Source organism: Streptomyces sp. NPDC051963, from assembly GCF_044593495.1.
In the GTDB taxonomy this organism is placed as follows: domain Bacteria; phylum Actinomycetota; class Actinomycetes; order Streptomycetales; family Streptomycetaceae; genus Streptomyces.
In genome coordinates, this window is sequence record NZ_JBIUCC010000011.1 from 72,749 (window position 1) to 95,947 (window position 23,199).

Sequence of the window (23,199 nt, forward strand, 5' to 3'; positions counted from 1 at the left end):
CCCACCACCATGTTCGACACAGTCCTTGTGGCCAACCGGGGCGAGATCGCGGTCCGGGTCATCCGCACTCTGCGCGCCCTGGGCGTCCGCTCGGTGGCCGTCTTCTCCGACGCGGACGCCGACGCCCGGCACGTCCGGGAGGCCGACACGGCGGTACGGATCGGTCCCGCGCCGGCGGCGCAGAGCTATCTGTCCGTGGAGCGCATCCTCGACGCCGCCGCCCGCAGCGGCGCCCAGGCGGTCCACCCCGGGTACGGCTTCCTCGCCGAGAACACCGCCTTCGCCCGCGCCTGCGACGCACAAGGGCTGGTCTTCATCGGGCCGCCCGCGCAGGCCATCTCCCTGATGGGCGACAAGATCCGCGCGAAGGAGACGGTCGCGGCGGCGGGGGTGCCCGTGGTGCCCGGCGGTCGTGACCCCGAACTGGCCGACGCGGCCCGCGAGTTGGGCGCACCTGTACTGCTGAAGCCCAGTGCGGGCGGTGGCGGCAAGGGCATGCGCCTGGTGCGGGACCTGGCCGTGCTGGACGAGGAGATCGCGGCGGCCCGGCGCGAGGCCGCGGCCTCCTTCGGCGACGACACGCTGCTCGTCGAGCGGTGGATCGACCGGCCCCGGCACATCGAGATCCAGGTCCTGGCCGACGCCCACGGGAACGTGATCCACCTCGGCGAGCGCGAGTGCTCCCTCCAGCGCCGCCACCAGAAGATCGTCGAGGAGGCGCCGAGCGTGCTCCTGGACGAGGCCACGCGCGCATCCATGGGCGAGGCGGCGGTCCAGGCGGCCCGTTCCTGCGGGTACGTCGGCGCGGGCACGGTCGAGTTCATCGTCCCCGGCGGCGATCCGTCGTCGTACTCCTTCATGGAGATGAACACCCGCCTCCAGGTGGAGCACCCGGTGACGGAGCTGATCACGGGCCTGGACCTGGTGGAGTGGCAGCTGCGGGTGGCGGCGGGCGAACGCCTGCCGTGGGCGCAGGAGGACATCTCGCTCGCCGGGCACGCGGTCGAGGCCCGTCTGTGCGCCGAAGACCCCACGCGCGGCTTCCTCCCCTCCGGCGGCACGGTGCTCAGCCTGAACGAGCCCCAGGGCAACGGCATCCGTACCGACTCCGGGCTGAGCGAGGGCACCGAGGTCGGCAGCCTGTACGACCCGATGCTGTCCAAGGTGATCGCGTACGGCCCCGACCGTGCCACCGCGCTCAGAAAGCTCCGGTCGGCCCTCGGACAGACGGTCACGCTGGGCGTGCCGACGAACGCGGGGTTCCTGCGCCGGCTGCTGGCCCACCCGGCGGTCGTGGCGGGCGAGTTGGACACCGGGCTGGTCGAGCGGGAGGTGGACGGGCTCGTACTCGACCAGGTGCCCGCGGAGGTCTATGCGGCGGCGGCGCTGCTGCGCCAGGCGGCGCTCGCCCCGGCCGCCGGCACCGGCTGGGCCGACCCGTTCTCCGCCGCGGACGGATGGCGGCTGGGCGGCGAGCGGGCCTGGACGGCGCACCACCTGCGGGTGCCGGGCCACGAGCCGGTGACCGTGCGCGTGCGCAGCACACCGGACGGCGGGACCGAACTGCTGCTGGACGACGGGGACGAGCCGCTTCGGGGGTCCGCGGGCCCGCTGCCCGGGCCCGAGGGCCGGTTCACCTGCCGGCTCGACGGCGTCGCCCACACCTTCGCCGCGCTGCCGGACGGCAGCTGGCTGGGCCGCGACGGCGACGCCTGGCAGGTGCGGGACCACGACCCGGTGGCCGCGTCGCTCACCGGGGCCGCGCACTCCGGTGCCGACTCGCTCACCGCGCCCATGCCCGGGACGGTGACGGTCGTGAAGGTCGCCGTGGGCGACGAGGTGACCGCCGGGCAGAGTCTGCTGGTCGTCGAGGCGATGAAGATGGAGCACGTCATCTCCGCCCCGCACGCCGGCACGGTCGCCGAACTGGACGTGACGCCGGGCACGACCGTCGCCATGGACCAGGTACTGGCGGTCGTCGCACCGCACGAGGAGGCAGCGCAATGACGGTTCAGGGACTCCCCATGGTCGTACCGGCGCAGGACCTGCCCCCACGGGTGCGGATCCACGAGGTCGGCGCGCGGGACGGACTCCAGAACGAGAAGTCGACGGTGCCGACCGAGGTCAAGGCGGAGTTCATCCGCCGCCTGGCCGACGCGGGCCTGACGACGATCGAGGCCACCAGCTTCGTCCACCCGAAGTGGGTGCCCCAACTCGCCGACGCGGAACAGCTGTTCCCGATGGTGAGCGAGGTGCCGGTCGCGCTGCCGGTCCTGGTGCCGAACGCCCGCGGACTCGACCGCGCGCTGGCCCTGCACGCGCGTCGCGTCGCCGTCTTCGCCAGCGCCACCGAGTCCTTCGCGAAGGCCAACCTCAACCGCACGGTCGACGAGGCGCTGGGCATGTTCGCGCCGGTGGTCGCGCGGGCGAGGGAGCACAAGGTCCACGTCCGCGGCTATCTGTCGATGTGCTTCGGCGACCCCTGGGAGGGCCCGGTCCCGATCCACCAGGTCGTGCGGATCAGCAAGGCCCTGATGGACATGGGCTGCGACGAGCTGAGCCTCGGCGACACGATCGGCGTGGCGACCCCGGCGCACGTCCAGGACCTGCTGTCCGAGCTGAACGAGGAGGGCGTGCCGACCTCCGCGATCGGTGTGCACTTCCACGACACGTACGGCCAGGCACTCGCCAACACCCTGGCCGCCCTGCAACACGGCGTCACCACCGTCGACGCCTCGGCGGGCGGCCTCGGCGGCTGCCCGTACGCCAAGTCCGCAACCGGCAACCTCGCCACCGAAGACCTCGTGTGGATGCTCCAGGGACTCGGCATCGACACCGGAGTGGACCTCGGCCGCCTCGTCGCCACCAGCGTGTGGATGGCCGACCAACTGGGCCGACCCAGCCCGTCCCGCACCGTCCGTGCACTCGGTAAATCGACTCTGCCCCACAAGGACCAGTGATCTGCCATGGACCACCGCCTCTCCCCCGAACTCGAAGAACTCCGCCGTACGGTCGAGCAGTTCGCGCACGACGTGATCGCCCCCAAGATCGGCGACTTCTACGAACACCATGAATTCCCGTACGAGATCGTCCGCGAGATGGGCCGCATGGGTCTGTTCGGGCTGCCGTTCCCGGAGGAGTACGGCGGTATGGGCGGCGACTATCTGGCACTGGGCGTGGCTCTGGAGGAGCTGGCCCGGGTCGACTCCTCGGTGGCCATCACCCTGGAGGCGGGCGTCTCGCTCGGCGCGATGCCGATCCACCTCTTCGGCACCGAGGAGCAGAAGCGCCAGTGGCTCCCTCGGCTGTGCACCGGCGAAATCCTCGGCGCCTTCGGCCTGACCGAGCCGGACGGCGGCAGCGACGCGGGCGCGACGCGTACGACGGCCCGCCTGGACGCCGAGACGAACGAATGGGTGATCAACGGCACGAAGTGCTTCATCACCAACTCGGGGACGGACATCACGGAGTTGGTGACCGTCACGGCGGTCACCGGCCGCAAGCCGGACGGCAGGCCGCTGATCTCCGCGATCATCGTCCCGTCGGGCACGCCCGGCTTCACGGTCGCCGCCCCCTACTCGAAGGTGGGCTGGAACGCCTCGGACACCCGTGAGCTGTCCTTCGCGGACGTCCGGGTCCCGGCCGCGAACCTCCTGGGCGAACAGGGCCGCGGCTACGCCCAGTTCCTGCGCATCCTCGACGAGGGCCGTATCGCGATCGCGGCCCTGGCGACCGGCCTGGCCCAGGGCTGCGTCGACGAGTCACTGAAGTACGCGAAGGAACGCCAGGCCTTCGGCCGCCCCATCGGCGCCAACCAGGCGATCCAGTTCAAGCTCGCCGACATGGAGATGAAGGCCCACACCTCCCGCCTGGCCTGGCGCGACGCCGCCTCCCGTCTGGTGGCCGGGGACCCCTTCAAGAAGGAGGCGGCACTGGCCAAGCTCTACTCGTCCACCATCGCCGTCGACAACGCCCGCGAGGCGACCCAGATCCACGGCGGCTACGGCTTCATGAACGAGTACCCGGTGGCGCGCATGTGGCGTGACTCGAAGATCCTGGAGATCGGCGAGGGCACCAGCGAAGTCCAACGGATGCTGATCGCACGGGAGTTGGGGCTGACGGGCTGAGCCGCAGGTCACAGGCCACGCCCAGGCTTGAGTCCGAGGGCGGCCCACCCCTGGACAAGCGATGAGGTTAGGCTAACCTACCTTCGAAATGTCCAGCAGGTGATCCACCCCGTTCGAAAGCAGCGTACCCATGTCCAACGCCAGAGCCACCCACCTCACCCGCCGCGGCATCCTCGCCGCGGGCGGCGCCCTCGGCCTCGGTGCCGTGCTCGCAGCCTGCGGCGACGAAGACTCGGGCAGCGAGGGCTCGGACGCGAAGGCATCCGCCGGGGCCTCCGGCCCCTGGTCGTTCAAGGACGACCGCGGTACGACGGTGAAGCTCGACAAGGTCCCGGCGAACATCGTGGCGTTCACCGGCGTCGCCGCCGCGCTCCACGACTACGGCATCTCGGTCAAGGGCGTGTTCGGCCCGACCAAGACCACGGACGGCAAGGCCGACGTCCAGGCCGGCGACATGGACATCAGCAAGGTGACCATCCTCGGCAACGCCTGGGACCAGTTCAACGTCGAGAAGTACGCCGCGCTCGCCCCGGACGTCCTCATCTCCACGATGTTCGACGACGCCGGCACCCTCTGGTACGTCCCCGAGGCGTCCAAGGACAAGATCGCCAAGCTCGCCCCGAGCGTCGGCATCTCCGTCTACGACCGCCAGATCACCGAGCCCCTGGAGCGCCTGTGGGCGCTCGCGGAGTCGCTCGGCGGGGACATGAAGGCCGCCGCGGTCACCGACGCCAAGAAGAAGTTCGAGACCGCGGCCGCCCGGCTGCGTGCCGCCGCCAAGGCCAAGCCCGACATCAAGGTGCTGGCCGGCTCCGCGAGCCAGGACCTGTTCTACGTCTCCGGCACCAACCTCTCCATCGACCTGGAGTACTTCAAGGCCCTCGGCGTGAACTTCGTCGAGCCCTCGGAGAAGGCGAAGTCCGTGGGCGGTGGCTGGTTCGAGAGCCTCAGCTGGGAGAACGTCGACAAGTACAAGGCCGACGTCATCATGATGGACGACCGGTCCTCGACGATTCAGCCGGCGGACATCACCGAGGCGACGTGGAAGAAGCTGCCCGCGGTGAAGGCGGGGCAGGTCATCGCGCGGTCGCCGGAGCCGATTCTGTCGTACGACAAGTGCACGCCGTTGCTTGAGAATCTCGCCGAGGCGCTGGAGAACGCCAAGAAGGTGAGCTAACGGCTCGCGGGGAACTGCGGGTCCGTCGTGGCTGGTCGCGCCCACGCGGCGGAGCCGCATATGTCACAGCCCCGCGCCCCTAGGTACGCATCCCTGACGTCGATTCAGGAGTTACCCCATGACCACCGCCGTCGCCTCCCCCTTCCGTTTCTTCTCCCTGCACGTCGTGCGGACTCGGCGGCTCGGGCCGTCTCTGGTTCGGGTGACCTTTGCCGGGGACGAGTTGCGGGACTTCCACTCCGACGGGTGTGACCAGTCGCTGTCGCTGTTCATCCCCGCCGAGGGCCGGACCGAGCCCCGCGTCCCCGTCGAGCTCGGCGACGGCTGGTGGCAGGCGTGGCGCGAACAGCCCGATGACGTGCGGGCCGTGATGCGGTCGTACTCACTCCGGTCGCTGCGCCGGAACCCCGACGAGATCGACATCGACTTCGTGCTGCACGAGCCCGCCGGGCCTGCCTCCCGGTGGGCCGCGCGGGCCGCCGCCGGGGACAAGGTGCAGCTGCTCGGACCAGCGATCGCCGACAACCGGGCCATCCGCTTCCGGCCGCCCGCCGACACGGACCTGGTCGTGATCTGGGGCGACGAGACGGCCGTACCCGCGGTCTCCGCCATCGTCGAGTCGCTGCCGGCCGGCACCCGTGCCCGGGTCTGGCTGGAGGTGCACCACGCCGGTGACATCCAGGACCTGGCGACCGAGGCGGACGTGGAGATCGACTGGCTGGTCGCGGAGAAGCCGGGTGTCGAGGGGTCCCCCATGGCCCTCGATGCCCTGCGCGAAGCCCGACTCCCGCCCGCCGAGCACCCGTACGTCTGGATCGCGGGCGAGTCCGGCTGTGTGAAGCAGCTGCGCCGGCACTTCGTGGGCGAGCGCGGGATCGACCGCCGCCGGGTCACGTTCGTGGGCTACTGGCGGCAGGGGCTGTCCGAGGAGCAGCTGCGCGAGCGCGGCGAGTGATGCGGCAGCGACAGGAGTGATCACCGTCACGGGCGGGGTTGGGTTTCCCTTGCGTTAAATCTGGTGAAGTTAGGTTAGGCTAACCTAAGTTGAAGCCCACACTCCGCTTCGCCCGTCCCGCACGGATCGTCCCCACCGGAGGACCCCCTCATGCGCTCGCACCTGCTCAATGACACGACCGCGGAGCGGTACCGCAGCTCCGTGACCGAAGGAATCGAGCGGGTGGCGGCCAAACTCGCCACCACCGACCGTCCGTTCACCGGCATCACGGTCGACGCCCTCGCCCCCCGTATCGACACGATCGACCTCGACCGGCCGCTGCGCGACACCGCAGCGGCCCTCGACGAACTGGAGGACGTCTACCTCCGGGACGCGATCTACTTCCACCACCCCCGCTATCTCGCCCACCTCAACTGCCCGGTCGTCATCCCGGCCGTGCTCGGCGAGGCGATCCTCTCCGCGGTCAACTCCTCCCTGGACACCTGGGACCAGTCGGCCGGCGGCACCCTCATCGAGCGCAAGCTCATCGACTGGACGACCGCCCGCATCGGCCTCGGCCCCGCCGCCGACGGCGTGTTCACCTCCGGCGGCACCCAGTCCAACCTCCAAGCGCTGCTACTGGCCCGCGAGGAGGCGAAGCCAGGGCGGGCAGGGTGGGAGGAAGGGGCCTCCTTCGCCAAACTGCGCATCTTCGCCTCCGAGGTCAGCCACTTCAGCGTGAAGAAGTCGGCCAAACTCCTCGGTCTGAGCCCGGACTCCGTGGTCTCCATCCCCGTCGACCACGACAAGCGCATGCAGACGGTCACGCTCGCCCATGAGCTGGAGCGCTGCAAGAAGGACGGCCTGGTGCCCATGGCGGTCGTCGCCACGGGCGGCACCACCGACTTCGGCTCCATCGACCCGCTGCCCGAGATCGCCGAGCTGTGCGAGCAGTACAACACCTGGATGCACGTCGACGCCGCCTACGGCTGCGGGCTCCTCACCTCGCTCAAGTACCGCCACCGCATCGACGGCATCGAGCGGGCCGACTCCGTCACCGTCGACTACCACAAGTCCTTCTTCCAGCCGGTGAGTTCATCGGCCGTGCTGGTCCGCGACGCCGCCACGCTGCGCCACGCCACCTATCACGCGGAGTACCTCAACCCGCGCCGCATGGTGCAGGAGCGCATACCCAACCAGGTCGACAAGTCGCTGCAGACCACCCGCCGCTTCGACGCGCTCAAGCTGTGGATGACGCTGCGCGTGATGGGCGCCGACGGCATCGGCGAGCTCTTCGACGAGGTCTGCGACCTGGCCGCCGAGGGCTGGGAGCTGCTCGCCGCCGACCCCCGCTTCGACGTGGTGGTCCAGCCCTCGCTCTCCACCCTCGTCTTCCGCTACATCCCGGCCGCCGTCACCGATCCCGCCGAGATCGACCGGGCCAACCTGTACGCCCGCAAGGCCCTGTTCGCCTCCGGTGACGCGGTGGTCGCGGGCACCAAGGTCGGCGGCCGCCACTATCTGAAGTTCACCCTGCTCAACCCCGAGACCACGACGGCCGACATCGCCGCCGTCCTCGATCTGATCGCCGGCCACGCCGAGCAGTACCTGGGAGAGACCGTTGTCCGCGCTTCCTGAAGCCTCTGAAAAGCTCCTCGACTTCGTCGGGATAGGCCTCGGCCCCTTCAACCTCGGCCTGGCCTGTCTGACCGAGCCCATCGACGAACTCGACGGCGTCTTCCTGGAGTCGAAGCCCGACTTCGAGTGGCACGCGGGGATGTTCCTGGACGGCGCCCACCTCCAGACCCCGTTCATGTCGGACCTGGTCACCCTCGCCGACCCGACGTCGCCGTACTCCTTCCTCAACTACCTCAAAGAACAGGGGCGGTTGTACTCGTTCTACATCCGCGAGAACTTCTACCCCCTGCGCGTCGAGTACGACGACTACTGCCGCTGGGCCGCGAACAAACTCAGCTCCGTCCGCTTCGGCACGACGGTGGCAGAGGTGACGTACGACGAAGGGGACGACCTCTACGCCGTACGCACCACGGAGAACGAGATCTTCCGCGCCCGCCGCCTGGTCCTCGGCACCGGCACCTCGCCGTACTACCCGGAGGCGGTGCGCGGCCTGGGCGGTGACTTCTTCCACAACTCCCGCTACATGCAGAACAAGGCGGAGCTGCAGAAGAAGGAGTCGATCACGCTCATCGGCTCCGGCCAGTCCGCCGCCGAGATCTACTACGACCTGCTCAGCGAGATCGACGTCCACGGCTACCGGCTGAACTGGGTGACCCGCTCCCCGCGCTTCTTCCCGCTGGAGTACACCAAGCTCACGCTGGAGATGACGTCGCCGGAGTACATCGACTACTACCGCGAGCTCCCCGAGGCCACCCGCTACCGCGTGATGGCGCAGCAGAAGGGCCTGTTCAAGGGCATCGACGGCGACCTGATCAACGAGATCTTCGACCTGCTGTACCAGAAGAACCTCGGCGGTCCCGTGCCCACGCGCCTGCTCACCAACTCCTCGCTGGGCGACGCACGCTACGAGAACGGCACGTACACCCTCTCCTTCCGCCAGGAGGAGCAGGCGAAGGACTACGAGATCGAGTCCCAGGGCCTGGTGCTGGCCACCGGCTACCACTACGCCGAGCCGGAGTTCCTGAAGCCCGTGCGCGACCGTCTGGTCCGCGACTCGCACGGCAACTTCGACGTCGCCCGCAACTACTCGATCGACACGACCGGCCGCGGCGTCTTCCTCCAGAACGCCGGCGTGCACACCCACAGCATCACGTCCCCGGACCTGGGCATGGGCGCGTACCGCAACAGCTACATCATCCGTGAGCTGCTCGGCAGCGAGTACTACCCGGTCGAGAAGACCATCGCGTTCCAGGAGTTCGCCGTATGAGCACCGCGACCGACACCTTCGCCTTCCGCCCGCTCGACCCCCTGAAGGACGCCGAGCTGCTGCACACCTGGGTCACGCACCCCAAGGCGGCCTTCTGGATGATGCAGGACGCCCGGCTGGAGGACGTCGAGCGCGCCTACATGGAGATCGCGGCCGACGAGCACCACCACGCCCTGCTCGGGCTGCGCGACGGCGAACCCGCGTTCCTCATGGAGCACTACGACCCCGTCCACCGCGAACTGGTCGGCCTGTACGAGCCGCAGCCCGGCGACGTCGGCATGCACTTCCTCACGCCGGCGACCGACACGCCCGTGCACGGCTTCACCAAGGCCGTCATCACCGCCGTGATGGCCCATCTCTTCGAGGACCCGCGCACCGCCCGCGTCGTCGTCGAGCCGGACGTGTCCAACAAGGCCGTCCACGCCCTGAACGAAGCCGTCGGGTTCGTGCCCGAGCGAGAGATACGGAAGCCGGAGAAAGAAGCGTTGCTGAGTTTCTGCACCCGCGAGCAGTTCGAGAAGGCGGTGTCCGCATGAGCCTCGCCGACGCCACGGCCCACCTCTCCCCCGAGAACTGGGAGACGGCCAACCGCCTGCTGATCCGCAAGGCGCTGGCCGAGTTCGCGCACGAGCGGCTGATCACCCCCGAGAAGGACGGTGACCAGTACGTCGTACGCAGCGACGACGGCCTGACCCGCTACCGCTTCACCGCCACCCGCCGCGCCCTCGACCACTGGCAGGTGGACGCCGACTCCGTCACCCGCCACCGCGACGGCGCCGAACTCCCCCTCGCCGCCCTGGACTTCTTCATCGAGCTGAAGAAATCCCTGGGCCTGAGCGACGAGGTCCTGCCGGTCTACCTGGAGGAGATCTCCTCCACCCTCTCCGGCACCTGCTACAAGCTCACCAAGCCGAGGACGACCTCCGCCGAGCTGGCGAAAAGCAGCTTCCAGGACATCGAGACCGGCATGACCGAGGGCCACCCCTGCTTCGTGGCCAACAACGGCCGGCTCGGCTTCGGCATCCACGAGTACCTGTCGTACGCCCCCGAGACCGCGAGCCCGGTCCGGCTGGTGTGGCTGGCCGCGCACCGCTCACGGGCAGCGTTCACGGCGGGCGTCGGAATCGAGTACGAGTCGTTCGTACGCGAGGAGTTGGGCGCGCAGACGGTCGAGCGGTTCGACGAGACGCTGAAGGCGAAGGGTCTGGCCCCGGAGGACTTCCTCCTCATCCCCGTCCACCCCTGGCAGTGGTGGAACAAGCTCAGCGTCACCTTCGCCGCCGAAGTCGCCCGCGGGCACCTGGTCTGCCTGGGCGAGGGCGACGACGAGTACCTGGCCCAGCAGTCCATCCGGACCTTCTTCAACAAGTCCGCCCCCGAGAAGCACTACGTCAAAACCGCCCTCTCGGTCCTCAACATGGGCTTCATGCGCGGTCTCTCGGCCGCCTACATGGAGGCCACCCCCGCGATCAACGACTGGCTCGCCCAGCTCATCGACAACGACCCGGTGCTGAAGTCGACGGGCCTGTCGATCATCCGCGAGCGGGCGGCCGTCGGCTACCGGCACCTGGAGTACGAGAAGGCCACGGACCGCTACTCGCCGTACCGCAAGATGCTCGCCGCGCTGTGGCGCGAGAGCCCGGTGTCATCGCTCCAGGACGGCGAGTCGCTCGCCACCATGGCGTCCCTCGTCCATGTGGACCACGAGGGCGCGTCCTTCGCGAGCGCGCTGATCGAGCAGTCGGGACTGGCCCCCAAGGAGTGGCTGCGCCGCTACCTCAAGGCCTACTTCACCCCGCTCCTGCACAGCTTCTACGCCTACGACCTGGTCTACATGCCGCACGGCGAGAACGTGATCCTCGTCCTCAAGGACGGTGCCGTCGAGCGCGCGATCTACAAGGACATCGCCGAGGAGATCGCCGTCATGGACCCGGACGCGGTACTGCCGCCGACGGTCGAGCGGCTGCGCGTGGAGGTCCCGGAGGAGAAGAAGCTCCTCTCGATCTTCACCGACGTCTTCGACTGCTTCTTCCGCTTCCTCGCCGCGAACCTCGCCGCCGAGGGGATCATCGAGGAGGACGACTTCTGGCGGACGGTCGCCGAGGTCACCCGCGACTACCAGCACTCGGTGCCCGAACTCGCCGACAAGTTCAAGCAGTACGACATGTTCGCCCCCGAGTTCGCCCTGTCCTGCCTCAACCGACTCCAGCTGCGCAACAACAAGCAGATGGTGGACCTGGCCGACCCGGCCGGCGCCCTACAGCTGATCGGCACCCTGAAGAACCCCATAGCGGGCCTGTAACGGCCCCTCACAGACAGGCGGGTATCCCGGAGTACGGTCCTCCGGGATACCCGCCGTCACTTCCAAACGACCCTGGCGGCAACGACCCTCAGGGGCGCGGGGAACTGCGCGACCAGCCCCCACCGGGCCGCAGCCGAATCACGACCCAGAGCCCCACGGAACTTGCGGCGACCGATAGAAACCGATCCCCAGCGCATCCCACCGCGGCCCCTGCGCAGCAAGCCGCACCTTGTACCCGTCCCAGTCGTGCGTGGCCGCCGGCGACCAACCGAGCTCGGCCACCCCCGCCAGCCGCGGGAACGCCATGTACTCGATGTCCGCCGAGCTGTCGAGCGTCTCGCTCCACAGCGGCGCCTCGACACCCCGGATCGCCGAAGCGGGCGCCCCCGCGAGATACGCACCCGGATCCCAGTCGTACGACCGCTGCACCTCGACGTACCCCGCCCAGGACAGCCCCAGCGGCGTATTCGCGTCGTACTTCATGTCGAGGTAGAGCCGATCCGCCGGGGAGAGGATGATCCCGGTCCCGTTCGCCGCGGCGGCAGCGACCTGTGCCTTCTCCTCGGCACTGGTGTCATCCAGCCCCCAGTACTGGGCGAGCGCCCCCTTCGCCGGCGTCGCTCCAGTCAGCTGGTGCCAGCCGACGACCGTCTTCCCGTACTTGGCGACGATCGGCTGCACCCGGTCCATGAACTTCACATAGTCCGCATGGCTGGTGGAGTGCGCCTCGTCGCCGCCGATGTGCAGATAGCGGCCCGGGGTCAGCGCGGCCAGCTCACGCACCACGTCGTCCACGAAGTCGTACGTGATCTCCTTGTCCACGCACAGCGAGCTGAAGCCGACCTCGGTGCCTGTGTACAGCGGGGGTGCCACGCCGTCGCAGTTCAGGTCGGCGTAGGAGGCCAGCGCGGCATTGGTGTGGCCCGGCATGTCTATCTCGGGGACGACTTCCAGGTAGCGGGAGCCCGCGTACCGGACGATCTCCTTGTAGTCGGCCTTCGTGTAGTAGCCGCCGGCGCCGCCGCCCACCTCCGTGGAACCGCCGTAGGTCGCCAGGCGCGGCCAGGAGTCGATGGCGATGCGCCAGCCCTGGTCGTCGCTGAGGTGCAGATGCAGCTTGTTGACCTTGTACAGCGCCAACTGGTCGATATAGCGCTTGACCTGGTCGACGGTGAAGAAGTGCCTGGAGACGTCGAGCATGGCGCCGCGCCAGCCGTAGCGCGGGGTGTCCTTGATCGTGCCGCCCGCGACCAGCCACGGCCCGGGCTGCCGGGAGTCCTTCTCGACGGCGGCGGGCAGGAGCTGGCGCAGGGTCTGGACGCCGTGGAAGAGTCCGGCGGGCGCCGCCGCCGTGAGGGTGACGCCCTTGCCCCCGCTGTCGAGGCGGTAGCCCTCGGCGCCGAAGGAGCCCTTGCCGAGCCGGAGTTGGATGCCTCCGGAGCCATGGGTCGTGACCGGCAGTCGATATCCGGTCGACGGTCGCAGGACATCCGCCAGATACTCGCCGACCCGGCGTGCCTCGCGCGAGCCGTCGACGCGGATACGGGTGGAGTCGGTGATGCGGTACGGCGATCCGCCCGCGTCGACCGAGGCGGGGGCCGGAATCACCTGGTCCAGTGGCGTCGCGGAGGTCTTCGGGGCCGGTGCCGCCCCGACCGTGAATGCCCCGGCCGTCGCCACCAGCAGCAGCGAACCGAGGAGCCGGAACATACGGGGAGTCGTTCTGTGGTGCCGTCTCACATGCGCTCCCTTCAGGATTGGTAGAGACCACTCTCTCGCAGAAGCGGTGAAACAATCCCTCTCATGGCGGAAATCATCCAGAGGGACGGCACCTGGATCTTCGACGGCGACGCGCTGCGGCTGACCCCCGGACGGGACAAGAACGTCAGTTTGCTCCGCAAGACCCTGGGTGAACTCGTGGTCCCGTTGGGCGCGTTGGCGGGCGTCTCCTTCGAGCAGGGCAGGAAGACCGGGCGGCTGCGGCTCCGGCTGCGGGACGGCGCCGATCCGCTGCTGCACGCCACCGGCGGCCGGCTCGCCGAACCCCACGACCCCTATCAGCTGACCGTCGAGTCCGACCGCTACGGCGTCGCCGAGTACTTCACGGACGAGGTCCGCAACGCCCTGCTCCTGGACGAGGTGCCGTCCGACCCGGTGTCCGAGTACCTGTTGCCGGGTCCGGCCGTTCCGCTGTCGGTCTCCGCGGGCGACGGCACCGCCAGCTTCGACGGCGAGCGCATCCGCCTGGAGTGGAACTGGAAGACCGAGGACGCCAAGGCCGCCGCAGGCACCCGCACGCTCACCGTGTCCGACCTGACGGCCGTGGAATGGCACCCGTCGGCCGGCCTGGAGAACGGCTACCTCCGCTTCACCGTGAAGAACGCGCCCACCAAGGCGCCGCCCAAGTACGACCCCAACTCCGTCGAGCTGTGGGGCTTCAAGAAGGACCCGCTGATGGCCCTGGTCGCCGCCGCCGTACAGGCCCGGCTCCCGCATCCGGCCGCGGCCGCCGCCACGGACGTACGACAGCTGGAAGCGGCCGTGGCCCCGGCCGCGTCGGGCGGTGAGGACGACCACGACGCGCTGCTTCGGCGGCTGCGCGAGCTCGGCGAGCTGCACCGCTCGGGCGTGCTCACGGACGAGGAGTTCTCCATGGCCAAGCAGGCGGTCCTCAAACGGATGTGAGGACCGCCGCCGGCGGACGGAGTCGCTACTTGGCCTTGCGCGCGACCGTGAAGTGGTCGATGCGGTCACCGGTCTCGGCGATGCCCGACACCTTCAGCCTGGCGTAGTGGCCGCGCGGCGCGGGCTCGACGTCCACGCGCAGGAACGAGTAGTTGAGGTAGCGCACCCGGGACCAGGTGACGGTCTCGTCGACCTTGCCGTCCTTGGTGTTGATGAAGGAGGCCACGGAGTCGACCTCGTTCAGGTGCCCCTCGTAGGAGTCCGGCGCGCTGAACGCGTACAGGCTGCGGCCCGCCGCACCCGCCGTCACATAGACGACGCCCTCGGTCTCGGAGTACGCGGTCTCGCCGATCGGCAGCTTCTTGACGACCTTGTTGCCCTTGAGGACGTCGGTGCGCTCGTACTGGTGGTTGTGGCCGTTGATGACCAGGTCCACCGTGTACTTCTCGAACAGCGGCACCCACTCCTGGCGCACGCCCCCCTCCGAGGCGTGCGCGGTGGAGGTGCAGTAGGCGCAGTGGTGGAAGAACACGACGATGAAGTCGATGCCGTGCGCGGCCCGGTACTTCTTCAGCTGGGCCTCGAACCACGTCGTCTGGGTGCCGCCGGAGATACCGAGGTTGGCCGGGATCTCGAAGGAGACGTCGTTCGGGTCCAGCGAGATGATCGCGGTGTTGCCGTAGACGAAGGAGTAGACGCCCGGCAGGTTCTTCTTGTCCGGCCCGTTGTCGGGGAGCGTGAAGCGGGCCTCCTCGCCGCCGTAGCCGTTGGGCGAGTACCAGGCCTCCATGTCGTGGTTGCCGTAACTCACCATCCACGGGACCGACTTGGCGACCGACTCGGTCTGGGCGAGGAACTGGTCCCACACCCGCGAGTCGAAGCCGGTGTCGGCGGTCTTGCCCGCGCCGGCCGGGTCGGCGTAGGCGATGTCACCGGCGTGCAGGTGGAAGACCGGGTCCTGGCCGAGGATCAGGCTGTCGTTGGCGAGGCCGTGGTAGCTGACGCCCTGGTCGCCGAAGGCCGTGAAGGTGAAGGGCTTCTTGCGGTCGGGCGCGGTGGTGAAGGTGCCCAGGGTGCCGACCAGGTGCGATTCGGCCGGGTCGAAGCCCTGGTGACCGACGCCGTAGTAGTACGTCTTCCCCGGGCGCAGGTGGGTCAGCTTGGCGTGCACGTAGTACTGGGTGTGATCGGCGCTGGCGCCGACCCCGGCCGGGGTGTACAGCGTGCGCACCTCGGCGTCGATCTTGCGGGAGAGGTCCCAGGGGTGGGTGCCGATGCGGACGAACGGCTTCTTGACGGCGACCGGGACCTGCCAGGAGACGGTCATCTCGGTGGCCGCGTCATTGCCGTAGGAGAGGTGACGGCCGAACGGGGCGACCAGCGCGCCGTCGACGGTCTCGGTGCTCGTCCGCTGCGTCGGAACCGCGGCTTGGGCGGTGGCGCCCGGTACGAACGCGCCACCGGCGACGGCACCGAGCGTGACGGCGCCGCCTCTGATCATCGTGCGCCGCGAGAACTTGGCGCGCAGGTACTCATGCTGCTCGGCCATGCTCATGCGCTCGGCAAGCTGCTCGGGTACGCCCATGCGAGGAATGTCCATGGCGTCTGAAACTCGTCCCCCCGGGCAACGAGCTGAGTTCCTCCGGATGGACAGCGTGCGAACAGGTGCTCATGACGGATTCAACGTTCTCCCAAAGAGTTTCAACAGGCGGTTGCCCGATATCGGGCAGGATTCTTGCGAAAGCGTCGCCGGTACCCCAGGATCTACCGGGTGCACGACGAACTCGTTGATCATCTGACGCGGTCCACGCCCCTCAACCGGGGCGAGGCGCTGCGCGTGATCCAGGACGTGCTCGCCTACTTCGACGAGACGACCGAGGACGTCGTCCGTCGCCGCCACCGCGAGCTCCAGGCCCAGGGCCTGGTGAATGCGGAGATCTTCGAACGGATCGAGGCGGACCTGAAATACCGGGCCGTGGCACCGCCGGAGCTCACGCTCCGCCAGCTGCGCCGCATCGTCTATGGCTAGGGATACCTATATATATGTGCGGAATCGTCGGATACATCGGGAAGCGCGATGTGGCCCCCCTGCTCCTTGAGGGCCTCCAGCGCCTGGAGTACCGGGGCTACGACTCGGCCGGCATCGTCGTGACCACGCCCAAGACCGCAGGCCTGAAGATGGTCAAGGCCAAGGGCCGGGTCCGCGACCTGGAGGCCAAGGTGCCCGCCCGCTTCAAGGGCACCACCGGCATCGCCCACACCCGCTGGGCCACCCACGGCGCCCCCTCCGACGTGAACGCCCACCCGCACCTCGACGCCGAGGGCAAGGTCGCCGTCGTCCACAACGGCATCATCGACAACGCCTCCGACCTGCGCCGTAAGCTGGAGGCCGACGGCGTCGAGTTCCTCTCCGAGACCGACACCGAGGTCCTCGTCCACCTCATCGCCCGTTCGCAGGCGGAGAAGCTGGAGGACAAGGTCCGCGAGACGCTGCGCCTCATCGAGGGCACGTACGGCATCGCGGTCCTGCACGCCGACTTCCCCGACCGTATCGTCGTCGCCCGCAACGGCTCCCCGGTCGTCCTCGGCATCGGCGAGAAGGAGATGTTCGTCGCCTCGGACATCGCCGCGCTGGTCACCCACACGCGCCAGATAGTGACGCTGGACGACGGCGAGATGGCCACCCTCAAGGCCGACGACTTCCGCACGTACACGACGGAGGGCACCCGCACCACGGCGGAGCCCACCACCGTCGAATGGGAAGCGGCGTCCTACGACATGGGCGGCCACGACACCTACATGCACAAGGAGATCCACGAGCAGGCCGACGCCGTGGACCGCGTCCTGCGCGGCCGCATCGACGACCGCTTCTCCACGGTGCACCTCGGCGGCCTGAACCTGGACGCCCGTGAGGCCCGCCAGATCCGCCGCGTGAAGATCCTCGGCTGCGGCACCTCGTACCACGCGGGCATGATCGGCGCCCAGATGATCGAGGAGCTGGCCCGCATCCCCGCGGACGCCGAGCCCGCCTCGGAGTTCCGCTACCGCAACGCCGTGGTCGACCCCGACACGCTCTACATCGCCGTCTCCCAGTCCGGTGAGACGTACGACGTACTGGCCGCCGTCCAGGAGCTGAAGCGCAAGGGCGCGAGGGTGCTGGGCGTGGTGAACGTCGTCGGCTCGGCGATCGCCCGCGAGGCCGACGGCGGCATCTACGTCCACGCGGGCCCCGAGGTCTGCGTCGTCTCCACCAAGTGCTTCACCAACACGACGGTGGCCTTCGCCCTGCTGGCCCTCCACCTCGGCCGCACCCGGGACCTCTCGGTCCGCGACGGCAAGCGCATCATCGAGGGCCTGCGCAAGCTCCCCGCCCAGATCGCCGAGATCATGGAGCAGGAGGGCGAGATCGAGAAGCTGGCCCAGAGCTACGCCGACGCCCGCTCGATGCTCTTCATCGGCCGCGTCCGCGGCTACCCGGTCGCCCGTGAGGCCTCCCTGAAGCTCAAGGAGGTCTCCTACATCCACGCCGAGGCCTACCCCGCCTCCGAGCTCAAGCACGGCCCGCTCGCCCTCATCGAGCCCGCCCTGCCCACGGTCGCCATCGTCCCCGACGACGACCTCCTGGAGAAGAACCGCGCCGCCATGGAGGAGATCAAGGCCCGCAGCGGCAAGATCCTCGCCGTCGCCCACCAGCCCCAGGAGAAGGCCGACCAGACGATCGTAGTCCCCAAGAACGAGGACGAGTTGGACCCCATCCTCCTGGGCATTCCCCTCCAACTCCTCGCCTACCACACGGCCTTGACCCTCGGCAGGGACATCGACAAGCCCAGGAACCTGGCCAAGTCAGTAACGGTGGAGTAGAGGCCTTTGGCCTTTGGCTTTTGGCTTTTAGGGGCGCGGGGAACTGCGCGAGCAACCCCCACCGGACCCGCAGAGGCCACACAACAGAACGGACCCCCACGTGATGCCACCATTCACGGGGGGTCCGTCCCTTTCGCCGGGAAGCCGCCCAACTCCCCAGCCGGCGCAGCTAACCGGTGGCCGTCACACCCCGGCCGGCAGCACGTCGCGGAAGAGCCGTGGGCCAATGAGCCAGCGCAGCAGTCGCCGCGTACCAGGCAACGGCACCGGCCGCGACGGCGAACCAGCCACCGACCTTGGTCAGACCGTCGTTGTCGGCGAACCGAGCGATGGCGAGGAGCAGCAGCGAGACGAAGAACAACCCGTAGGCGCCCTGCCCGAGTTGGTCCCCACCCGCGAAGGTAAGTGACAGCGCCACAAGGGCGAACAGCAGCAGGAACAACCCGGCCGCATTGTCGGCGACAGCCGCGTCCGCGGAGACGGCCCAGGTGAACCAGAGTGCGCCGAGCGCCGAGAATGCCGCACCCGAGACGGTGTCACGGTCGCGGAAGGCCATCAGGCCGGCGACGAACAAGGCTACGCCGCCCACGTATTGGGCCACTGATACGGCGTCGGCCGCCGTCACACCGTCGATCACACCGGTGTACCCGAGCCCGAAGGCCAGGAGGGTGATCCCAAGAGCGAGTCGGCCGACGATCGTGGTGGTGTTTCCCGCAGAGACGTCGTTGTCCACGGCGGGCTCCCTTCATGCATGTGCAGTTGCGCGGTGACCGATATATGCCCTTCACAAGGGCACAAACACCTCTACGCGTCAGTAGATTTACGCACTGCCACAAGGGAATCGAACGCGCCAAGTCCGCATCTCACCTGGGACAACGGGGAGTTACGGAATGACAACGACGGGCCGCTTGGCGCGCTTGGCCAGCCGCCCGGCGACGGATCCGAAAATCCGTCCGACGATGCCTTGCGTGGACCCGACGACGATCGCGTCCGCCTCGTACTCCCGCCCGACCTCTTCGAGTTCGTGGCAGATGTCGCCACCGCGCTCGACGAGGATCCAGGGCACCTCGGCGAGATAGTCCGCACAGGCGAGTTCGAGCCCCAGCACTTCGGTGCGATGGTCCGGGACGTCCACGAAGACGGGTGGCTCGCAGCCGGCCCACACGGTGGTGGGCAGCCGGTTGGCCACATGGACGATGATCAGGCCCGACCCGGAGCGATGGGCCATCCCGATGGCGTACGCGAGGGCGCGCTCGCTGGAGGTGGACCCGTCGAAGCCGACGACTACGCCGTGCTTGAAAGCGGGGTCGCAGGAGTGACGTGTCTCTTCCGCCGCCTGGGGCTCGGACGCCGTGTGGTCGGCGACCGGCCGCTTGCGGTCCGCGGGTTCGAAGAATTCGTGACCGGCCATGGCTGTCTCGGCGTTGCGATCCTTTTGGGAGGGACGACAGTGTGCGGCGGAGCTGTGTCCGGGAATCATCTTCCCAACCCCATACCCCCAAGGGTACGGCGGCACGCCTCCTTAGCCCAGATCCCGCACAACCGCTGCGGGGGTTCCAGGGAGCATGCACGAGGGCACGCCCGTAACGCAATGGTTGCTGCGCTGTACAGGCGGTTTGCACAGCATTCACTTACCCGGCCCCCGTCCGGCCCGGGCACCCCCTAGAGTGACCGACGCCTCGAACACGCGTTGAACCCGGCGACCGATCAACCCCGGGAGCACGCACATGTCCGGCCCACGCCCCACCCCCGAGACGCACCACTCCCAGGACACCGCCACCGATGTGGTCCGCTGGGCGGCCTTCAGCTGCGTCCTCGTCCCCGTCGTCCTCCTCGTCTACGGCACCTCCCTCGCCGGCGCCACCGGTACGGCCCTCGGCCTGGCGGCCGTCACCGCCGTCTGCCGGGTTCTGCTGCGCCACTCCGAGCGCGGCGCGGCCCGGCTGCTCGCCGACGAACCCGCCCCGCACCGTGGCCGCCATCACAGGAGCGGCACCGGAGCCCACAGGGGCGGACGGCATGCTGGGGGAAACACACCGGTCGACTGACCGGTTTCCGCGCACGGAACCACTTCTTTTCAGCCAACTTCTGGCCACCGCGCATCCCTTGCCCTGAACACCCCTCACGCCCCGTTCCACCTGCACCGAAAGGGCCCAAGAGGGCCTGCGCACCCTACAGGGATTGGCCACTGCGACGAGGCGCACTTCCCTGCACGGCCCACGAGTGCAACGCTTCGTGATCGAATGCTTCACGCCAAGTTGCCAAGTCGACAATGTGCCGGGTGGTGAACTGGTCACCTCGGCATCGCGGGACGCAGTAGATTCGATCTTGACTGTCTTACGGCGGGGGACTCGTGCAGGACCGAGGGGAAACGTGCAGGAGCGACACAACCGAGGAGCCGCGACCACCGAGGGGGGCTTAGCAGTATGAGCCACGACTCCACTGCCGCGCCGGAAGCCGCGGCCCGGAAACTTTCCGGGCGACGCCGCAAGGAGATCGTCGCGGTGCTGCTGTTCAGCGGCGGCCCCATCTTCGAGAGTTCCATACCGCTGTCGGTGTTCGGAATCGACCGCCAGGACGCCGGCGTGCCGCGCTACCGCCTGCTGGTGTGCGGTGGCGAGGACGGCCCGCTGCGGACCACAGGGGGCCTGGAACTCACCGCGCCGCATGGCCTGGAAGCGATCTCGCGGGCGGGCACGGTCGTCGTGCCTGCCTGGCGCTCGATCACTTCCCCGCCACCGGAGGAAGCGCTCGACGCGCTGCGGCGGGCACATGAAGAGGGGGCCCGCATAGTCGGGCTGTGCACCGGCGCCTTCGTCCTCGCGGCGGCAGGCCTGCTGGACGGCCGCCCCGCGACAACACACTGGATGTATGCGCCGACGCTGGCCAAGCGCTACCCGTCGGTGCACGTCGATCCACGCGAACTCTTCGTGGACGACGGCGACGTACTGACCTCCGCAGGCACCGCGGCCGGAATCGACCTGTGCCTGCACATCGTGCGGACGGACCACGGCAACGAGGCGGCCGGCGCGCTCGCCCGGCGCCTGGTGGTCCCGCCGCGCCGCAGCGGCGGTCAGGAGCGCTACCTCGATCGATCTTTACCAGAGGAGATCGGCGCCGACCCGCTCGCCGAGGTCGTCGCCTGGGCGCTGGAGCATCTCCACGAGCAGTTCGACGTGGAGACGCTTGCCGCGCGCGCGTACATGAGCCGTCGTACGTTCGACCGCCGCTTCCGCTCGCTCACGGGAAGCGTCCCGTTGCAGTGGCTGATCACGCAGCGGGTCCTCCAGGCACAACGCCTTCTGGAGACGTCGGACTACTCGGTGGACGAGGTCGCGGGCCGCTGCGGCTTCCGCTCGCCGGTGGCGCTGCGCGGGCACTTCCGCCGCCAGCTCGGCTCGTCGCCGGCGGCGTACCGGGCCGCTTACCGGGCGCGCAGGCCGCAGGGCGAGAGGCCGGCGGACACCGACGGGACGTCGGTCCCGGCCGGCTCACCTGGCTCCCCGAGCCCGGCGCCCGCCCTCCATCCGGAGGGCCCGGGACCGGGGCCGGTGCCGATGCAGACCCGCCGGACCCCGGCGGCCAGCGGAGTGGGGCCGTCCCTGGCCGCCAGCGTGCCGGGGCAGCGCAGCGGGACGTAAGCACATAGCAGGGTCCGCGTACGCACTGACGCCGGACGGGCAATCTCGGCCCGTCCGGCGTTTGCGTGTGCCCGGCACAGTTCCAATGGAGCCCCGCACGAGCACGGGGCACCCGATTCGCCTACGTCGGCTTTAGGGTGGTCGCATGAACGATCGCATGGTGTGGATCGACTGCGAGATGACCGGCCTCTCGCTGTCCGACGACGCGCTCATCGAGGTAGCCGCCCTCGTCACCGACTCCGAGCTGAACGTACTCGGTGAGGGCGTGGACATCGTCATCCGTCCGCCGGACTCCGCGCTCGAGACGATGCCGGAAGTGGTGCGTCAGATGCACACCGCGTCCGGGCTGCTCGACGAACTCCCGGCCGGTACGACACTGGCGGACGCCGAGGAACAGGTGCTCGCCTACGTCCGGGAACACGTCAAGGAGCCCGGCAAGGCGCCCCTGTGCGGCAACTCCGTCGGCACCGACCGGGGCTTCCTCCTGCGCGACATGCCCAAGGTCGAGGAGTACCTGCACTACCGCATCGTCGACGTGTCGTCGATCAAGGAACTGGCCCGGCGCTGGTATCCGCGGGCGTACTTCAACAGCCCCGAGAAGAACGGCAACCACCGCGCTCTCGCCGACATCCGGGAGTCCATCGCGGAACTGCGCTACTACCGCGAGGCCGTCTTCGTGCCCCAGCCGGGCCCCGACTCGGACACCGCCAAGGCGATCGCCGCGAAGCACGTCCTACCTGCTCAGCAGGCAGGTCAGCACCCCTGATTCGGGCGCCGCGAAAGCCAGGCGCGAGCACCCCTTCGGACCCTGTACACTTTTTCTCGGCCGGTCGGGGAAAACACTCGTCGAACCGGTCATGGTGGGTGTAGCTCAGCTGGTAGAGCACCTGGTTGTGGTCCAGGATGCCGCGGGTTCGAGTCCCGTCACTCACCCTGAGTGATCAGCCGGTGGCTTCGAGAGATCGAAGCCACCGGCTGATCCCGTTTCCGGGGGTCCCCTTGCACACCGAGCCGATCAGCTCCGCCCGCCTCGACCTGCTTCCCCTGCGCGTCGAGCACGCCGCCGAGATGGCCGCCGCACTGTCCGACCCGGCCCTGCACACCTACATCGGCGGCACCCCGAGCACCCCCGAGGCCCTGCGCACCCGCTACGAACGCCTGGTCACCGGCTCCCCCGACCCGGCCGTCTCCTGGTGCAACTGGGTCCTGCGCCACCGCACGGACTCCCATCTGATCGGCACCGTCCAGGCGACGATCACCGGCCCGGTCGCGGAGATCGCCTGGGTGGTGGGCACCCCCTGGCAGGGCCACGGCTACGCCTCAGAAGCAACCCGCGCCCTGGTCACCCACCTGAGCCACCACTCCTCCCTGCACACGGTCATCGCCCACATCCACCCCTACCACACCGCCTCGTCCGCCGTCGCCACCGCAGCCGGCCTGACCCCGACGACCGAAACCCACGACGGCGAGATCCGCTGGCGCCTGGAACTGGGCCACTGACGGCGCCGCCTGCCGCGCCGCCCTCAACTCCCCTGCGCCACCGAAGCGTTCACCGGCATCGGGACGC

At 69.1% G+C, this 23,199-nt stretch carries 20 protein-coding genes and 1 tRNA gene; 17 read left to right on the top strand and 4 right to left on the bottom strand.

Annotation, left to right across the window (positions count from 1 at the left end):
• Positions 1 to 9: 9 nt before the first annotated feature.
• The 9 genes from ACIHFB_RS38900 to ACIHFB_RS38940 all read left to right on the top strand — a co-directional run bounded on the left by ACIHFB_RS38900 (position 10) and on the right by ACIHFB_RS38940 (position 11,445).
• Complete coding sequence (locus ACIHFB_RS38900; protein ID WP_400129373.1) at positions 10 to 2,007, top strand: acetyl/propionyl/methylcrotonyl-CoA carboxylase subunit alpha; 1,998 nt, start codon at positions 10 to 12, stop codon at positions 2,005 to 2,007.
• Complete coding sequence (locus ACIHFB_RS38905; RefSeq protein WP_365283076.1) at positions 2,004 to 2,960, top strand: hydroxymethylglutaryl-CoA lyase; 957 nt, start codon at positions 2,004 to 2,006, stop codon at positions 2,958 to 2,960. Before ACIHFB_RS38900 ends, ACIHFB_RS38905 begins: the two co-directional genes overlap by 4 nt.
• A gap of 6 nt (positions 2,961 to 2,966) precedes the next feature.
• A complete protein-coding gene (locus tag ACIHFB_RS38910; RefSeq protein ID WP_365283078.1) occupies positions 2,967 to 4,127 on the top strand; it encodes an acyl-CoA dehydrogenase family protein in 1,161 nt (386 codons plus the stop codon).
• Between the two features lie 130 nt (positions 4,128 to 4,257).
• Complete coding sequence (locus tag ACIHFB_RS38915; RefSeq protein ID WP_400129374.1) at positions 4,258 to 5,304, top strand: ABC transporter substrate-binding protein; 1,047 nt, start codon at positions 4,258 to 4,260, stop codon at positions 5,302 to 5,304.
• 118 nt (positions 5,305 to 5,422) lie between these two features.
• Entirely contained in the window at positions 5,423 to 6,259 is an 837-nt protein-coding gene (locus ACIHFB_RS38920; RefSeq protein WP_400129375.1) for a siderophore-interacting protein, read from the top strand.
• Between the two features lie 150 nt (positions 6,260 to 6,409).
• A complete protein-coding gene (desA, locus tag ACIHFB_RS38925; RefSeq protein ID WP_365283084.1) occupies positions 6,410 to 7,876 on the top strand; it encodes a lysine decarboxylase DesA in 1,467 nt (488 codons plus the stop codon).
• Complete coding sequence (locus ACIHFB_RS38930; protein WP_365283086.1) at positions 7,860 to 9,143, top strand: SidA/IucD/PvdA family monooxygenase; 1,284 nt, start codon at positions 7,860 to 7,862, stop codon at positions 9,141 to 9,143. Before desA ends, ACIHFB_RS38930 begins: the two co-directional genes overlap by 17 nt.
• Positions 9,140 to 9,679 carry a GNAT family N-acetyltransferase gene (locus tag ACIHFB_RS38935; protein WP_365283088.1) on the top strand — a complete coding sequence of 180 codons (540 nt, stop codon included), beginning with the start codon at positions 9,140 to 9,142 and terminating at the stop codon, positions 9,677 to 9,679. The genes ACIHFB_RS38930 and ACIHFB_RS38935 overlap by 4 nt, the downstream gene beginning before the upstream one ends.
• A complete protein-coding gene (locus tag ACIHFB_RS38940) occupies positions 9,676 to 11,445 on the top strand; it encodes an IucA/IucC family protein (RefSeq protein ID WP_400129376.1) in 1,770 nt (589 codons plus the stop codon). Before ACIHFB_RS38935 ends, ACIHFB_RS38940 begins: the two co-directional genes overlap by 4 nt.
• Before the next feature lie 138 nt (positions 11,446 to 11,583).
• On the opposite strand, the gene ACIHFB_RS38945 is transcribed toward ACIHFB_RS38940, so the two are convergent.
• On the bottom strand, positions 11,584 to 13,155 hold the full coding sequence (locus ACIHFB_RS38945; protein WP_365283091.1) for a beta-N-acetylhexosaminidase: 1,572 nt from the start codon (positions 13,153 to 13,155) through the stop codon (positions 11,584 to 11,586).
• Positions 13,156 to 13,248: 93 nt separating this feature from the next.
• Between ACIHFB_RS38945 and ACIHFB_RS38950 the strand changes: the two genes are divergently transcribed.
• Positions 13,249 to 14,130 (top strand): DUF4429 domain-containing protein, encoded by an 882-nt coding sequence (locus tag ACIHFB_RS38950; protein WP_400129377.1) that lies wholly within the window; start codon positions 13,249 to 13,251, stop codon positions 14,128 to 14,130.
• 25 nt (positions 14,131 to 14,155) lie between these two features.
• Here ACIHFB_RS38950 and ACIHFB_RS38955 read toward each other — a convergent pair whose 3' ends face one another.
• On the bottom strand, positions 14,156 to 15,715 hold the full coding sequence (locus tag ACIHFB_RS38955) for a metallophosphoesterase family protein (RefSeq protein ID WP_365283095.1): 1,560 nt from the start codon (positions 15,713 to 15,715) through the stop codon (positions 14,156 to 14,158).
• 186 nt (positions 15,716 to 15,901) lie between these two features.
• Between ACIHFB_RS38955 and ACIHFB_RS38960 the strand changes: the two genes are divergently transcribed.
• Entirely contained in the window at positions 15,902 to 16,159 is a 258-nt protein-coding gene (locus ACIHFB_RS38960; protein WP_365283097.1) for a hypothetical protein, read from the top strand.
• Between the two features lie 14 nt (positions 16,160 to 16,173).
• The gene (gene glmS / locus ACIHFB_RS38965) at positions 16,174 to 17,991 is read left to right on the top strand and encodes a glutamine--fructose-6-phosphate transaminase (isomerizing) (RefSeq protein WP_365283099.1); all 1,818 of its coding nucleotides are present in this window, start codon (positions 16,174 to 16,176) and stop codon (positions 17,989 to 17,991) included.
• Between the two features lie 169 nt (positions 17,992 to 18,160).
• On the opposite strand, the gene ACIHFB_RS38970 is transcribed toward glmS, so the two are convergent.
• The gene (locus ACIHFB_RS38970; protein ID WP_400129378.1) at positions 18,161 to 18,724 is read right to left on the bottom strand and encodes a GPR1/FUN34/YaaH family transporter; all 564 of its coding nucleotides are present in this window, start codon (positions 18,722 to 18,724) and stop codon (positions 18,161 to 18,163) included.
• Positions 18,725 to 18,874: 150 nt separating this feature from the next.
• A complete protein-coding gene (locus ACIHFB_RS38975; RefSeq protein WP_365283103.1) occupies positions 18,875 to 19,402 on the bottom strand; it encodes a universal stress protein in 528 nt (175 codons plus the stop codon).
• Positions 19,403 to 19,718: 316 nt separating this feature from the next.
• On the opposite strand from ACIHFB_RS38975, the gene ACIHFB_RS38980 reads away from it, so the two are divergent.
• From ACIHFB_RS38980 to ACIHFB_RS39000, 5 genes are all read left to right on the top strand, one after another.
• Positions 19,719 to 20,039, top strand: coding sequence for a hypothetical protein (locus ACIHFB_RS38980; RefSeq protein WP_365283105.1), 321 nt, complete (start codon positions 19,719 to 19,721; stop codon positions 20,037 to 20,039).
• Positions 20,040 to 20,417: 378 nt separating this feature from the next.
• Positions 20,418 to 21,632 carry a helix-turn-helix domain-containing protein gene (locus ACIHFB_RS38985; RefSeq protein ID WP_400129379.1) on the top strand — a complete coding sequence of 405 codons (1,215 nt, stop codon included), beginning with the start codon at positions 20,418 to 20,420 and terminating at the stop codon, positions 21,630 to 21,632.
• Positions 21,633 to 21,777: 145 nt separating this feature from the next.
• Positions 21,778 to 22,398, top strand: coding sequence for an oligoribonuclease (orn, locus tag ACIHFB_RS38990; protein ID WP_365283107.1), 621 nt, complete (start codon positions 21,778 to 21,780; stop codon positions 22,396 to 22,398).
• A 94-nt stretch (positions 22,399 to 22,492) separates the two neighbouring features.
• Positions 22,493 to 22,565 (top strand) — tRNA-His (locus ACIHFB_RS38995).
• Positions 22,566 to 22,631: 66 nt separating this feature from the next.
• Positions 22,632 to 23,132 carry a GNAT family N-acetyltransferase gene (locus ACIHFB_RS39000; RefSeq protein WP_400129380.1) on the top strand — a complete coding sequence of 167 codons (501 nt, stop codon included), beginning with the start codon at positions 22,632 to 22,634 and terminating at the stop codon, positions 23,130 to 23,132.
• Positions 23,133 to 23,199: the final 67 nt, after the last annotated feature.

What these genes read in the sequence shown, in the direction of transcription:
- ACIHFB_RS38905 (WP_365283076.1), top strand. Translation starts at nt 2,004, where the DNA reads ATGACGGTTCAGGGACTCCCCATGGTCGTACCGGCGCAGGACCTGCCC.
- orn (WP_365283107.1), top strand. Translation starts at nt 21,778, where the DNA reads ATGAACGATCGCATGGTGTGGATCGACTGCGAGATGACCGGCCTCTCG.
- ACIHFB_RS38975 (WP_365283103.1), bottom strand. Translation starts at nt 19,402, where the DNA reads ATGGCCGGTCACGAATTCTTCGAACCCGCGGACCGCAAGCGGCCGGTC.
- ACIHFB_RS38985 (WP_400129379.1), top strand. Translation starts at nt 20,418, where the DNA reads ATGAGCCACGACTCCACTGCCGCGCCGGAAGCCGCGGCCCGGAAACTT.
- ACIHFB_RS38955 (WP_365283095.1), bottom strand. Translation starts at nt 15,715, where the DNA reads ATGGGCGTACCCGAGCAGCTTGCCGAGCGCATGAGCATGGCCGAGCAG.
- ACIHFB_RS38935 (WP_365283088.1), top strand. Translation starts at nt 9,140, where the DNA reads ATGAGCACCGCGACCGACACCTTCGCCTTCCGCCCGCTCGACCCCCTG.
- ACIHFB_RS38910 (WP_365283078.1), top strand. Translation starts at nt 2,967, where the DNA reads ATGGACCACCGCCTCTCCCCCGAACTCGAAGAACTCCGCCGTACGGTC.
- ACIHFB_RS38980 (WP_365283105.1), top strand. Translation starts at nt 19,719, where the DNA reads ATGTCCGGCCCACGCCCCACCCCCGAGACGCACCACTCCCAGGACACC.
- ACIHFB_RS38915 (WP_400129374.1), top strand. Translation starts at nt 4,258, where the DNA reads ATGTCCAACGCCAGAGCCACCCACCTCACCCGCCGCGGCATCCTCGCC.
- glmS (WP_365283099.1), top strand. Translation starts at nt 16,174, where the DNA reads ATGTGCGGAATCGTCGGATACATCGGGAAGCGCGATGTGGCCCCCCTG.
- ACIHFB_RS38920 (WP_400129375.1), top strand. Translation starts at nt 5,423, where the DNA reads ATGACCACCGCCGTCGCCTCCCCCTTCCGTTTCTTCTCCCTGCACGTC.
- ACIHFB_RS38900 (WP_400129373.1), top strand. Translation starts at nt 10, where the DNA reads ATGTTCGACACAGTCCTTGTGGCCAACCGGGGCGAGATCGCGGTCCGG.
- ACIHFB_RS38940 (WP_400129376.1), top strand. Translation starts at nt 9,676, where the DNA reads ATGAGCCTCGCCGACGCCACGGCCCACCTCTCCCCCGAGAACTGGGAG.
- ACIHFB_RS38950 (WP_400129377.1), top strand. Translation starts at nt 13,249, where the DNA reads ATGGCGGAAATCATCCAGAGGGACGGCACCTGGATCTTCGACGGCGAC.
- ACIHFB_RS38945 (WP_365283091.1), bottom strand. Translation starts at nt 13,155, where the DNA reads ATGTTCCGGCTCCTCGGTTCGCTGCTGCTGGTGGCGACGGCCGGGGCA.
- desA (WP_365283084.1), top strand. Translation starts at nt 6,410, where the DNA reads ATGCGCTCGCACCTGCTCAATGACACGACCGCGGAGCGGTACCGCAGC.